The following is a 14,067-nucleotide window of genomic DNA, read 5'->3' as shown; positions in this document are numbered from 1 at the left end:
TCGAATTGTTGCCCGCTAGCGGGGGTGGGGGCCGATGGACGGCCGCCGAGGGATATCGAACCCGCCTGCGACCGCAGCGTCGATCAGTCCGGGACGGCCAATAATCGGGTGAGTGCTGCTTCCAGCTTGCCCTGGCCAGCCTCGGCCGCAGCAAGACGGTTGCGGGCATCCTCGACGACGTGTTCGGGAGCGCGAGCAATAAAGTCCGGGTTACTGAGCTTCTTGGCCAGCTTGCCAGCCTCCGCGCCTAGGTTGGTGATCTCCTTGGTGAGGCGGGTGCGCTCTGTGGTCAGCTCTATGAATTGGGCAACCGGCAGCGCCAGCGTCGCGCCGGCGATTACATAGGAGACCGCCCCCGGGGGCACAGCGTTGACGAACCGCACGTCGGCGACGCGCAGCAGCCGGGTAATGAGTTGCGCATTAGCCGTCAGGGCCTCGCGTTGCGTCTCGGAGGCCTCGACCACCAAGAGCAGCGGACGCGCGGCGGGAGGGATGTTCAGCTCCTGGCGCACCGATCGGCCTTCGGAGATGGCATCAATGATCAGTCGGATTTCGGCATCGGCAGCCGGGTCGATCAAGCTCTCCGCGAGCTGAGGCCAGGTCGCGGTCATGATAAAGCCCTGGTGGTCGCGCGGCGCACCAAGGTGGGCTGTTTTGGCCCAAAGTTCCTCGGTGAGGAATGGCATGATCGGGTGCAGGAGCTTGAGGACGACGTCCAAGACCCAAGCCGTAACAGTGCACGTCTCGTCCCGAACGGCATTGTCTGCGCTGTTCAGTGCCGGCTTGCTCAGCTCAATGTACCAATCGCAGAAGACATTCCAGATGAAGCGATAGAGGGCGTCGGCAGCCTCGCCGAAGCGGCACTCAATCAGCGCCCCGGTCACGACGTTCGTGGTCCGGGCCGTCTCGCCAACAATCCAGCGGTTCAGCGGCATCGTTGCCAGCTCCGGCGAAAACGTTTCGCGCGCGCACCTGTTCAATTGGGCGAAGCGCGTCGCATTCCAGAGTTTGGTGGCGAGATTGCGGTAGCCTTCAATGCGTTGCCGGGACAGTTTGATGTCGCGTGCAGCTCCAGACATGGCCGTCAGCGTGAAGCGCAGGGCGTCAGCCCCGAACTCGTCTACTAGATCTAAGGGGTCCATGACGTTTCCCTTCGACTTCGACATCTTCGCGCCACTTGCATCGCGCACGAGAGCATTGATGAAGACCCGCTTGAAGGGCGCTTCGCCCGTAAGCTGGAGCCCCTGCATCATCATCCGGGCGACCCAGAAGGGTATGATGTCGAAACCCGTGATGAGGGTGTGAGTAGGATAGAAGCGTTTGAGGTCGGGTGTCTTGTCGGGCCAACCGAGCGTCGAGAATGGCCAAAGCGCCGAAGAGAACCAGGTGTCGAGCACGTCCTCGTCCTGAACGAGCGGCTCGTCGCGGCCATAGTGCGCGCTGGCCTGAAGCCTGGCTTCCTCTTCGGACTCCTCGACGAAGATGGTGCCGTCCGGGCCGAACCAAGCCGGAATGCGATGACCCCACCAGAGCTGACGCGAGATGGTCCAAGGCTGTATGTTCCGCATCCATTCGAAGTAGGTTTTTTCCCAGTGCCTAGGAGCGAACACTGTGCCGTCATCAACAACCGCCTTGATCGCCGGCTGCGCTAGCACCTCGGCGTTCACGAACCATTGGTCAGTCAAAAAAGGCTCGACCACCACGCCCGAGCGATCTCCGTGGGGGACCGCATGGCGGATTTTCTCGGTGCCTCGCAGCAGACCGAGGGCGTCACACTCCTCGATCACTTTCGCGCGTGCGGTAAAGCGATCTAGCCCGCGGTAGGCCTGCGGAGCGTTTTCGTTAACGCGCGCATACTCGTCTAGGATATTGATCATCGGCAGGCTATGGCGCTTGGCCACCTGAAAATCGTCGAAATCGTGGGCAGGCGTGATCTTCACCGCTCCGGAGCCCTTCTCGGGATCCGCATGTTCGTCGGCCACGATCGGAATCAGCTTGCCGACGATCGGTAGAATGACCTCTTTCCCCACGAGATGCTTGTGGCGCTTATCATCTGGGTGAACAGCGACGGCTGCGTCACCTAGCATAGTTTCGGGACGCGTTGTGCTTACAACGATCTCGCCGGAGCCATCCGCCAGTGGATAGGCGAGATGCCAGAAGTGGCCCTCAATCTCACGCTGCTCGACCTCCAGGTCCGAAATTGCGGTCTGGAACTGAGGGTCCCAATTCACCAGGCGTTTGTCGCGGTAAATCAGGCCTTCCTTATGGAGGGTGACGAACGCTTTGCGCACCGCGCGCGAGAGGCCCTCGTCGAGGCTGAAGCGCTCACGGCTCCAGTCGCAGGAAGCGCCTAACCTGCGCAACTGCTCAACGATCTTGTCGCCGGAGGCGCCTTTCCATTTCCAGACCTCAGCGAGGAAGTCCTCTCGGCCCATCTCGCGGCGGTTGATGTTCCGCTCCTGTGCGAGCTGGCGTTCGACCACCATTTGCGTGGCGATGCCGGCGTGGTCTGTGCCCGGTAGCCAGAGCGCTGCTTTGCCACGCATACGCTCGAAGCGGATCAATACGTCTTGCAAAGTGCTATTCAGCGCATGGCCAATATGCAGAGAACCGGTAACGTTCGGTGGCGGCATGATGATCGAAAACGGCGCTGCTCCCGGTTCATTGGTTGGCGCGAAGGCGCCCGAAGCTTCCCAAGCGGCGTACAGCCGTGGCTCAGCGCTCTTTGAATCGAAAACTTTTTCAAGCATGATTTTCTCCATCGGTAACGCGGATGGAGAATGCCGATCCATCCACAAAGTGAGGATCGGATGGCGCCGTCATTCAGCGGCGGATCACGTCCCCAACAGAGGACAGCCTACGATTCCGCGGATTGACGTGCGAATACTCATGTTTTCCGACTAGCGCATCTTCACTTGATACACAAGCCGTATCTGATCAGCTTGGGCTTCATCAGATTGTGAATTCTCGCGCGACTGGGCCGTTGGCCCGGCACGGGGTCCATGATCAACCCACCGGAAATTTCCGGACTTGTTTTGGACCTTCGGGCTCGTCCTCTTCTCGGACTTCCTCTTCCGATAAAGAGCTTAGACGATGGGACGGTCTGAAAAGGTATAGGCCGGTAGCGACAGCCGCGATTACGCTGCCGAAAAGGGCGTACAGCTGCGCTTCACTAAAGGCCGCGAATATCGTTGGCACACTATAGACGACAAGACCGACGACGGCCGTAATCAATGTCGTCAGGGCCTGCACTCGACCAATGAACGCTGTCTCTACGAATGTCAGTAACGCAGCATCTGCTGCCGCGCGAGAAAGACTCCAGAGAACCCCAGCCAAAGCGTAAACGGCAACTGCTATCATTCTCTGATTTGTAAACGAGAACAGGATGAGGGACAGTCCGGCTGTAACCAGCAAGGGGATAACGGCTACGCTTAGTTTATCAGCCAAAGAGTGATGTGCTGAGCCGGCAACGGCCGCGAATCCCGCTGCTGCTGCGATCATCTCCAAGGTCCCAAAAAGACTGGTGCTGCCTTCGAGTTCATGTACCACGAACCCGGGCAGCAAAAGATTGGTCGTCTGGATAATTGAGAATGCCAAGCCAACGGCGATCGTCGCATTGAGCGCACCTGCGTCTTGACGAAGATACCTCAGCGCCCGCCAACAGGCTCCGAAAAATCCAATCGTGTTTCCAGTCGTAGAAGAGCGCAACGCTGAAAGGCGCATAAAGCTTAAGCAGGAAACAGCGACTAACGCCAGCACCGCCAGCAACATGGCGGTTGTAGACGAGCCGAACTTATCAATCGATAACCCCGCAAGGCCGGTGCCGGCTGCAATCCCAGTCTGCTTTGCGAGCGATATCTGAAATGACACTCTCGCTCTGTCATGTGCGGCAACGGTCATTTGCGTTAGCGCACTGATGGCGCCCATCTGTAGCGAGAACCCGAAGCCTCCGATGGCGCCCGAAGCGATCAAGATGGCGGACGAAGCGACTCCATGGGGAAGCAACTCGGGTAGGGAGAAACCCATGAATCCAATGGCACGCAGCGCTTGTCCGGCGGTTGCGACAGCTCGCTTGTCGTGCTTGTCCACGATATGGCCAGCGATGGGCGCTAATGCGAATGTTGAGCCGTTGGTGAAGATAAGGACCAGTCCAACAAACCCGGTGCCACCGTAGTGGAACGCGACCCAGGCCGGAATGACAATGCCGGCTCCGACAAGTATGAAGGAGATGAATAAATATGTTAGGAGGCCAAGTCTGGCACCCGAAGGCTTCATGAACGTTGATAGTCCATCGTTAACGTGCGAGCGTCATCTCTCATTCCGACCCACTTGTACATAGCAGATGTAACTATGAACCGCGAGGCGCTGATCAAGGAGCTGCCGACAGGGACGGCAAACGGAGCATATCAGCCGTCGGTCGTTGGGCGCATCCCACCGCTGAGCGGTATCCGGGAGTTTCCCCAGGACCGAATAGAGCGGCTTGATGGCCGTTGGGCGCAAGGCACGGTGCGGTGGTGAAACCATAGCGTCAGTGCCGCGAGCGGCTATGGGGCAAGTGCGATACTGCGGTCGCCAGTCAGACGATCGAGCTCGCGTTCACGGATGAATTGCCTCGCTCGAGCCAAGTCTGATTTCGCCATGTGCGCGACGCATTCAAGTAAGGTCGGCTTCGCGGCGAAGATGCGCCGAACCCTCTCATTGTCGTCCAGGTTTGGGTAGTATTTGTCGAATAGCGGTCGGAAGTTCTCGATGGTCGCTCGAATCATCTCCAGTTCCGATACGCTCCGTTGGGAAACCCTCTGTGGATCCACATAGGCGCGGTACAGATAATACGGAGTCGAGAAGTAGGCGATTTTGTTATCCAATCCCTTCGCTATTCGATGAGAAAGCAGCGAGGCGCCGAAGCTCCAATCGGTCCATTTGACAATTTTGGGATTATAGCCACCGAGTGCGACGGCATCCTCCGTTCGATAAACGATTGACGCCGGCACGTGATGCTTGGCTGCCACTAGCTCCTCAGTGAGGGGATAGGCGGAGCTGGTAAACCCCCTACAATCGCCAATCATGAGAGTTGCGCAATGTGTGAAGGCGAGCCTGGGGTCGGAGCTCAATGCGTTCACGGCGCGGTCCAGGTACGCTCCCTTCTTCAGAGCAGTTTCGTTTTCGTTCAGGCAGTCATCCGCATCGACGAAGGTTGCATAAGCATACCGGGCGGCAAATAGACCGGAGTTGCGAGCCGCGGGCAGTCCCTTATTTCGATCGTGATGTATGAGACGGATAGCTTTGTTGGTGTTGAAGCTAGCGAGTATTCGCAGTGTTGTTGGATCGTTACTGCCATCGTTTACGATAATCAGTTCATGCGGTATTCGGATTGGCTGACGAAGAACGGATGCGACGCATTCTGCCAAGTAGGAGCCAGCATTGTAACAGGCGATGGCGATCGTGACGCCGTGCCTTGGGCAAGGCGGCGCCAGGTCAGGTCGTGAGGGGATGGATGTGTGTGTGCCCATCATCGGCATTCCAGCTCAAATCCGAGATGTGACGTTCGATACCCATCCTGGACCCAGCCAAGAGGCGCACACAAGCTGCTATTCCTGGCAGCTGGACAATGACGCTACCAGCAGTTCTTCTCGTTTGTTGTGATGCGTTCGTGGATGATGTGAGCGGATCATCCTTTCGTCGGTTCGGCAGACCTTATCAATGTCAAATCACCTTGTAATTGTGGGATTTGGTCCCGTTTCTGGCTACAAGTACTCGCGATGCATTCGAGCCGCCATGCAATCCGGAACTATCGCCGGATATTCAGTCATTGACCTTCAATCGCAACGTGATGCCGTCCTGCGTAGACTGGCAGGGTTGCCGGCGCAGCCAATGCATACGATGTTCGTCCCCGATCCGGATTTGCATGGCGGTCCCGATGCGACCTTAAGCCATGTTGCTCCGTTCCTTAAGGATCGTGCGAATGAAGGTATCGGAACTCTGAAGGTTGTCATCGCAACAGAACCTCAGGCGCATGAGAGCTATTTGCGGCATTGCATGTCAGCGGGATACGATACGCTAACGACCAAGCCTTTATTGGTGCCGATGCGCGACGGTGTATTCGACGGCGGCTCGATCTATCAGCGCACAAAGAATCTACTCGCCTGGGCAAAAGGCGGTAAGGGCCAGCACAGTCTGATCGTACTGGATCGTCACCACGAGATATACGAAAAGCGGATTCGTTCCCAACTCGCGGTGATGATGGAAAGGCTGAACGTTCCGGTCACTTCGATCAACTTCAAAACAGCATCCGGCGTGTGGAATCTTCCCTATGAATACGCACTCAGGGAAGACCACCCGTACAAGTACGGCTATGGCATGCTGATGCACGGCGCCTATCACTATGTTGATCTTGTAACCCGCCTCTTGCAAATGAGTCGTCGGATGTATGCGGACGATGAACTGTGTTTGCGCATCAGTGGCTTCTCAGCGTTTCCGAGAGATCAGGCGAAACGGCTGCCTCTTGGCATAATGAATAAGCTGGATAACTACCGTGAGCATATGGCGAGCTTTGATCCAGGAATTCACTATGGGGAGACCGATGTCGTCGCATCGTTGGCACTCTGTTTTCGCCGCACCCAGGTAACATTATGTCTAGGAACTATTGCTCTTGAACAGACGACGCCGGGGATGCGCTCATGGGGAACGTTCCCGGAGGTGCCATACAACGTCAACGGTCGACTGCACTGCACAGATGTTGACGTCTGTTTAGGGACACTCTTTTCCATCAACGGGCATGTTGTGAAAATTCCTATCTCCTCAAGGAAAAGCCAATCAGACTTGCGAGGGAAGAACATCGGGATAGTGACATCACGATCGAATGCACTCATTGCTGGAACTCAAGATTTCCTAACCGAAGAGCGCATAACGCATCCATATGGAAATTCCTTCTCTTATGCGGCTGAATCGGCATTGTTTCAGGACTGGATCGACGGCAGAAGAACGTACAGCAATTTAGACTCTCACTTGGCGACCGCTGCCGTGATGGATGCGTTGGCGCGCGTGGTCCAAAGCAACGGGGAAACGATTGAAATCGATTTTGATTTTGCTGAACCTGACTGGCCGCCAACAACGTACATTTCCAATGCTGTAGTTCCGGAAGGCCGCGCGATGCAGTTTGCGGCGTCTCGATGAGATGTCGAGTTGACGCGGAATTCGAGGAGGGCCAGAACGGCCATTGAAACCCCCAATCGAGGCCTAGCATTCACCGGAGAACAGAACGAGCTGTCGGGACGGAAGATGGTTCCTGAGGGCTGCAAAGATTATCATGACAGACGTGCAGCGCGAGTGCCGGAACATGTTTGGCCATCTATGCTCGAGGGCATCGGCTGGCGGAATCCGCAACTGAGTTGGCGACCGCAAAGCGCTAGGCTGAGCGAAGAAACTACGGTTGGCGGCATTTTGGAGTGACATCGCGTCTGATCCGCGATTGACACGCGCCAATGGATGCGACCCCGACGCTGTTCCGGATGACGTTGCCGCCCGCCAAGGGTTTGAGAGGCGGCTGAACTCGGCAATTGCGCAGCCACGGCCTTCCCTCCGGCTGAGCAACGCCTCTCATCCTAATGTCTTTCAGAATCGCTCTTTTGGAAATGGAGGAAGTTGCAGCGTGGTTCAAGCGAACCACAGGCGGATATGCGAATTCCCAGAAAGATCGGATCGAAAGCGAACGCCTGGAAACCGTTAGAGCAGTCTAAGCGAACATAATAAACGGAACCTGGATACGGCAAAGATCATAGTATCTGAGACGTGCTACTGTTGCCTCTCGGTGGTCGAAAAGAGCGACAGGCCGAGATCAAATGGCGCTTGGCAGACTCGTGTGACAAACTCCATCGGGTCATCCATCGTACCAAGAAAATTAAATGGCACACACAAAGTACCTTTCCGTCGTATCGTCTCATTATTTATCTTTGCGAAACGCATTTTTTGCGCCCGTTGCGTCTTCGCTCGTGTACGCATGGTCTGCGTATCCTTGACTTGACCAGATTCCCGTAGCAGCTTGGCGACTTCTGCGGGGCGCGCTTGCCGTCATTCGGTCGGTAACGATTTCGTTTTTGTCCCTTGATTGCTCCGGACCAGGGGAGACCCGCGACGGCAAAAGATTTATGGGAGAACAGATGAGTCGTCATACGATCGAAGGAGAAGCGGATACCTGATATTTTTGCGACAAATACCTTTTCGGTATCCGCTGACTGCCGCGCCGATCTAACCATCCTTGCGGAGGAGCCACAATATGTCGACCTACGTCCTCGTCCACGGCGCCTGGCACACCGGGGCCGAGCTCGAGCCCGTCGCCGCCCCCATTCGGGCCGCGGGCCACACCGTTCATACGCCCACAATCAAGGGTAACCGGCCCGGCGATGCCAAGACCACAGGGCTCAAGGAGGCGATCCAGTCCATCGCCGATTATCTCGCCGAGAACAATCTGAAGGACGTGATCCTGCTCGGCCACTCCTATGGCGGGATGGTCATCACGGGGGTCGCCGACCTCGTGCCGGAGCGGATCCACCGGCTGATCTACTGGAATGCCTTCGTCCCCAACAACGGCGAGTCGCTCAACGACCTGGTGCCGTCACACTATCTCGGCCTGTTCGAGGCGATCGCCGCCGAGCGCGGCGACGGCTCGGTGGTGCTGCCATTCTCGATCTGGCGCGAGGCGTTCATCAACGATGCCGATCTCGAACTGGCCCAGCGTGCCTACGACATCCTCAATCCGCATCCCCTCAAGACCTTCAGCGACAAGATCGTGCTGAAGAGCAACCCGGCCGAGATGCAGCTGGCGAAGTCCTACATCAACTGCACCGAGGATACCGCGCTGCCGCATGGCTATCCCTGGCATCCCCGGCTGTCGGAGAAGCTCGGCCTGTTCCGCCTGGTGCAGGTACCTGGGAGCCACGAATTGTGCTTCTCCGATCCGGCCCGGCTGGCACGCGCGATCTTGGAGGCGGGGCGGGACTAAACTTGCTGCGTCACGAGACCCTGATGGTGAGGAGCGCGGAACGCGCGTCTCCGGACTATGCTTCGCATCGCCGGGCGATCATGAAGGCCCGGCTCTCACCCGCGGCCAACCTTCGAGACGCCCGCTTGTCGTGGGCTCCTCAGGATGAGGGTGTGCGCTTGGTACGCACTAAAGTTACGTGCGCCTACTCGGATCTAATCAGCAAGCGCTGCTCGAGGAAGCGTAGAACGACGCGCCCGGCTTTGCCTTCGTTGTCCGTTCGATGACAATTGATTTTCTAAGACCTGCGGTCTTGGACGTGCGCATTCTAGGGATGGTGATCAGCGGTTCCAGGCGATTGTGATCACGGATTCTCAGATGATGGTGATCACTTGCAGAGGCGAACACGACTGACGGGGGTTATGTGTGCTGGAATGATCCTCTTGGTCAAGACGGGCGGGAGGGTTTGAAGATCGTCCCAGCGGTCCATGGGAAGGTCCCGTGCGCAGCGCGGAGCAAGAGCGACGCAGCGGCGCGCGCGGGAGGGTCTGTGGGCTGGTGGGACGATCGGGCGCACGGTGGTCACGCTTTTGTCCTATCATCGGCCCGACGCCGCAGGCTGTCGCCCTTGAGCTCGATGCGGTGAGCGTTGTGAATGATGCGATCCAAGATGGCATTGACGCAGCATGCTAAAGAGTACAAGGCTTATACCCCTGCGATCATGTCCGCGTTGAGGTACCTTCGCCAGTTATACCGCGAAGACGCCGACCCGAGCGCCGGGGCAGGCACTCAGCGGCACGCCACTACTGCGTCGAATGCGCCCACGACATCAGAGTCACGTGAGGGTCAAGCTGGGCCTGTGGCGCATGTCTTTGAGCCCTCGTCGGCCGCGAGGCCTGCGGAGTTGGCCTCCGTGTACGGCGGTTCGGCACCGGGTGTGTCGCCCGAGGCCTTCGTCTTGAGTGAGGAGGACTGTGAACTGGTGAGGCCATTTCTGGAAAGTATCGCAGCCCCGGAAGGCACGCCACAGCACGGCGCGTCGCAGATACTTCTCCGATCTGGAGGACGTCTCGATAGTACGTTGCCGCCGGCGGTCGCCAGCGAGTTGAGGATTTCGGACATATCGTCGGTTTTGGCTGGCAGCACGGCACCCAATCAGCTCCTGGCGTGCTGCTTCGCGCGCTCAACAGAGACGAACTCCTGCCAAGGCCGTTCCGGCCGACAAACGTGTACATCCACGGTCGGCGCTATGCGGCGCAGTGGACAGGAAGAAGAGAGGTGACCCCAAATAATCCGCTAGGCGTTGAAATTATTCTGATTCCGCAACTTGGGCTTGAACATCACGGAGCTGTGGAGGGGCGCCTCGAAAGGGCCTCGCGGTCTGCGGGAGAGGCATCGTCCACAGCTAGGGCATCGTCCTCCGTGCACGGCGGTTTGGAAGCACTGCACGACCTCCCGGACTTCGGATACGCCGTTGCGTCGATTCTCATGATGGGGATCAATTCATCCCGGATGGTCTGTACATTGAACTGCGCCAATGGCAACTCGTGCCGAATGATTCTGAGCCGAATACAAGGTTTGTCATCAGGCGGCCCAGTGGATTGGCAACGACCTTTATCTCATCCATCATCCTCATCGCTGAGCATCGCAACCGGCTGCAGGGTTCGCGAATTCAGCGTTGACAGGCTCTTCGGCCCGATTCGCTGAAGGCCTGGCCGCCCTGCCAATGGACATTCGGCGAAACGCCGAGAGCGCAAGAGCTCAAGTGGAGTTCTCCGTATCGACAAAGAGAGCTCGGGATTGCCCAAGCGCTGGCCCCCCGAATAATCCAATCGAGCTAGGTGCCTACTTCTCTAGCAACGCATTGCGACTGAAGTCCACTACCAGCCTTGGCAGTTGATGGAGAGATGCACACGTGGCAGCCGTGGTCAACACACCGGCACGAAAGCCAAATGTTCCTGCCGAACACGGTAGCCCTCGTTGCGCTGACTGCATCGCGTTCTCTTTCCCGTTCCCCCCGGTAACCAGGCAAATTGCGGTGGGTTTTCGCGTTACCGGCGGCTAGCCGAGGCGTCATGCACGCAACGCGCCCAGTTCGAATCGTCCTCGGCCGATCGTCGAGCCCCTTGATTGTCGCTTGGACCGGCGGTGTACGGATTCGGTTCGCTGGCCGTCCGATACTCGTCCAGATTCCCGCCGCGAAACAATACCTCGGTCTCGTCCATTGGTGTTTTGCTCAGTGCCACCATGAGGTTTATATCCGCATCTATTATCTCGTCCCTATCTTGGACGTCCATTCGGAGCGAAATGCTGTTGATGATCCCTTCGGGCGTCCAGATGGTCGCCCTCGGTACCGTGTAGCTATACAACATCGTCGCGTTATTGGCGATTGCCCTCGCCCAATGGTCTCGCGAAACGACCAGTTTTGAGGCGTCCTTGACCAACGAAACGAAAGGTGAGTTCGTCAGACCGCGCATGTGCCGTCCGGCCCTGCGCGCCAGATCCAGAGGATATTGTTCCAGAGAATGGCTAGCGGGAGAATGTTCGCGCGCCAGGGTACGCACGTGCGATATTGCGTTCGTCTTGTCTTCCGTGCGTGGCTTGCAATGGCTGGCATCGTTCTGAAAACGCTGCAGCTTTACATACGACGATGCCACCACATCGTCGAAAATGCCATCGCCATCGACGCTGCTGGTCGAAGACCCTGTCGCTGTCGACCATTGAGCTGATCGCTGCTCGGCCAGCTCGATGTCGTTCCTAAGCGCCGCAACGCTCGCGCCGGTCAGTGTTGCGGCAAGCTGAGCGCGCGCTTTAACGAATGACGAGGCTCTGCACCGTTCCCCTGCCGGGATCGCGCGCGCTCTCACGTCGCCTTTCGTCTCTGCCGGGGGCAATCCAACCTCGGGTGCCATCAACACAGAGGGCGAGTGTGCTAGTGAGCTGGCCTGTGGACTCGTGGTGCTCGGTTGTTGTCCTGCCGAGTCAGTTGAGTTGGTATTCACCTCGCCCCTTTTGGACATATGCACTGGCATTCTCAGGGTCTCCCGTCGGCGATGCCGGATACCACCGCGCCTTCGTGCTTTCCGGGGACAGCAATAGCGTAACCAGCCGTGCCATCCTCCTCAATGAGAGAGCTAATTCCGTGCCAAGGATGTCCGCACCGTTTAAGCGGCAGATTATACTTGAAAGAAATCGCAGCTTTGGACAGTCGCTTCCTTGACCTGTGGTTCATGCGCTCGATCTGGTCATTGGTCCAGGGATGTTTGATTTGGTCAGTCGATGTTCGTTCCCGTGCTCTTGGCAGCGCATATCGAGCATGTGAGTCACATGTCTCGCCGTCGGGCTGTCCGCATTAGCGCGGCTTCCGAAGCTCGCTCCCCGTTGTCAGAGGGCGCGGGGATTCGGAACGGGACCTGGATCAGCTTCTCGAGATAGTTCCGCGCATAACTGACCGGGCCCGAGCTCGGCGCGGCAGGTCCGGGAAGTGCTCCCGCACCGCATATTCGATCATGAGCTGGTCGGTCCCGATCACGAAGGCTGTGCGCTCGACGAAGAGGAACAGCCGGATCGCCTCCAGTGTCGCGATTGCCGTTTTCGGCAGGCAGCGATCGAGATCGTCCACGATGACGATGAGCTGGTCGATGTCGGCGGCATCGAGCAACTCCTTGAATTCATCGCGGAACGCATGGATGTGCTCGGGCAGATTGTCGCTCTCCTCCGGCGCCTCCTTGATGAACTCGCCGGCCTTGTTCGCAACGCTCTTCAGGTCCTCGATCGAGACGTGCTCCTGCGGCTTGGACAGAAACGAGCTGGCGAACTCATAGAGTCCCTTGACCTGGTCGAACGCGCCGGTCGCCGCGGTGAAGGCGAAGCCGCCGGCCTGGCGAGCCAGTTTCAGCCAGTCGACGCGCTTGAGCACCTTCCTGGCGGCATCGGCGACCGTCTCTGGCAGTGGCTGCAACCAAGCCACTGTCCTCAACACTGGTGGAGTGCTCGCCGCGTATGATCGGATCGACCTTTCCGCGTCCGAAAATCTCATGGAAGCCCTGCATTGACCGGCAAAAAGTTGTCCCTCGGCGCCAAATGCAGCTAGAATTGCCGGAAAGGAGATTTAGCCCATGGTCAACCTTCTGCCGCCCAATGCTGACCGTTTCCGCTTGTATCCGGTTGAGCGGCGCTACGCCGCCATGTTCTGCTTTGCGCTTCTGACGGTGTCCTGCGCGCTTGCAAGCTTCACGTTCGCCTGTGCGACACCGTTTGCGGCATTTGCGGTCATCGTCGCCGCGACGTTGAGGCTGCGTCCGGCTCTGCTCATCGTCACCGGGGCGTGGCTGGTCAATCAAACGATCGGATTCGGCGCGTTGCACTATCCGGTGGATGCAAACACGATCGCCTGGGGCTTCGTCATCGGCGCGGCGGCGCTGGGAGCGACTGCCGCCTCGGCGGTCGTTCTCGGTGCGCTCCCGCAAAACCGCACGGCTCTGGCATTAGCGCTTGCATTCGTCTGTGCCTTCGCCGCGTACGAACTCACCTTGTTCGCCGCTACGCCGTTCCTGGGCGGACAAGGTGCCTTCGTCGTCGAGATCGTGGCAAGGATCGGCCTGCGTAGCGCCGCATGGCTGATCGGCCTCGTTGCGGCCTGTGAGATCGTCCGCCTGCTCAATCCGCTCGGGCGGGGACGTACGATCTCGACTTGAACGACGAGACGCACTGGCGCGAGGACATCGCGTCTTTAGTCTTATCCGTCAGGGGGCACGGCGCGACTCGATGGGCGATGGACTTGGAGCCCGCTCTCATCCGGTTCTGATACCGGACGGTTAGCAACCGCGACGAGACTTTCCAGGAGGCAGATGCGTGTTTTTAAACGAGCCGGGCGGAAATGCTGGACGACTAGGCCGTGGTTGAGTCCATTCGCGCAGCCGAATTCCGTTAAAAGTATCCGCGTCGCAAGGCGATCAACCGCACAAGGGGCAGTTATGGCCTGAAGCGATATCGAGCGTGCGACGGGCGATCACGTCGCAAAACGCATGTCGGATCGCGGCGGCGCTGGCCACGAGGTTCTCTGGGGGGCCTACCCATTCGGTTTCGCC

Annotated in this window: 9 protein-coding genes and 2 pseudogenes; 4 read left to right on the top strand and 7 right to left on the bottom strand. The window is 58.2% G+C overall.

What is annotated here, in order from left to right; genetic code table 11:
- Positions 1–83 precede the first annotated feature (83 nt).
- The 3 genes from Q2941_RS11185 to Q2941_RS11175 form a co-directional block, all read right to left on the bottom strand.
- On the bottom strand, positions 84–2,750 hold the full coding sequence (locus Q2941_RS11185; protein ID WP_458192506.1) for a valine--tRNA ligase: 2,667 nt from the start codon (positions 2,748–2,750) through the stop codon (positions 84–86).
- Between the two features lie 256 nt (positions 2,751–3,006).
- Positions 3,007–4,275, bottom strand: a complete 1,269-nt coding sequence (locus Q2941_RS11180; RefSeq protein ID WP_458192505.1) for an MFS transporter — start codon at positions 4,273–4,275, stop codon at positions 3,007–3,009.
- Positions 4,276–4,544: 269 nt separating this feature from the next.
- On the bottom strand, positions 4,545–5,519 hold the full coding sequence (locus tag Q2941_RS11175; protein WP_458192504.1) for a glycosyltransferase family 2 protein: 975 nt from the start codon (positions 5,517–5,519) through the stop codon (positions 4,545–4,547).
- 256 nt (positions 5,520–5,775) lie between these two features.
- Between Q2941_RS11175 and Q2941_RS11170 the strand changes: the two genes are divergently transcribed.
- The 3 genes and pseudogenes from Q2941_RS11170 to Q2941_RS11160 all read left to right on the top strand — a co-directional run.
- Positions 5,776–7,173: a hypothetical protein gene (locus Q2941_RS11170; RefSeq protein ID WP_458192503.1), complete on the top strand. Its 1,398-nt coding sequence runs from the start codon at positions 5,776–5,778 to the stop codon at positions 7,171–7,173.
- Between the two features lie 1,099 nt (positions 7,174–8,272).
- Entirely contained in the window at positions 8,273–8,998 is a 726-nt protein-coding gene (locus Q2941_RS11165; protein WP_458192502.1) for an alpha/beta fold hydrolase, read from the top strand.
- A 172-nt stretch (positions 8,999–9,170) separates the two neighbouring features.
- Positions 9,171–9,296, top strand: a pseudogene (locus Q2941_RS11160) (4-hydroxybenzoyl-CoA thioesterase); the annotation flags it as partial.
- 263 nt (positions 9,297–9,559) lie between these two features.
- Here the strand turns inward: Q2941_RS11160 and Q2941_RS11155 are convergent.
- From Q2941_RS11155 to Q2941_RS11140, 4 genes and pseudogenes are all read right to left on the bottom strand, one after another.
- Positions 9,560–9,646: a hypothetical protein gene (locus tag Q2941_RS11155; RefSeq protein ID WP_458192541.1), complete on the bottom strand. Its 87-nt coding sequence runs from the start codon at positions 9,644–9,646 to the stop codon at positions 9,560–9,562.
- 1,382 nt (positions 9,647–11,028) lie between these two features.
- Entirely contained in the window at positions 11,029–11,844 is an 816-nt protein-coding gene (locus tag Q2941_RS11150; protein WP_458192501.1) for a hypothetical protein, read from the bottom strand.
- Positions 11,845–12,177: 333 nt separating this feature from the next.
- Positions 12,178–12,328 (bottom strand): annotated as a pseudogene (locus Q2941_RS11145) (IS481 family transposase); the annotation flags it as partial.
- A gap of 67 nt (positions 12,329–12,395) precedes the next feature.
- Entirely contained in the window at positions 12,396–12,938 is a 543-nt protein-coding gene (locus Q2941_RS11140) for a KAP family P-loop NTPase fold protein (RefSeq protein ID WP_458192500.1), read from the bottom strand.
- A gap of 157 nt (positions 12,939–13,095) precedes the next feature.
- Here Q2941_RS11140 and Q2941_RS11135 point away from each other — a divergent pair, with 157 nt between their 5' ends.
- The gene (locus tag Q2941_RS11135; protein WP_458192499.1) at positions 13,096–13,674 is read left to right on the top strand and encodes a hypothetical protein; all 579 of its coding nucleotides are present in this window, start codon (positions 13,096–13,098) and stop codon (positions 13,672–13,674) included.
- Positions 13,675–14,067 lie beyond the last annotated feature (393 nt).

It is taken from the genome of Bradyrhizobium sp. UFLA05-153, from assembly GCF_054185185.1.
Note: the sequence above shows the minus strand (reverse complement) of the source record. Positions and strands in the feature narration are given on the sequence as shown.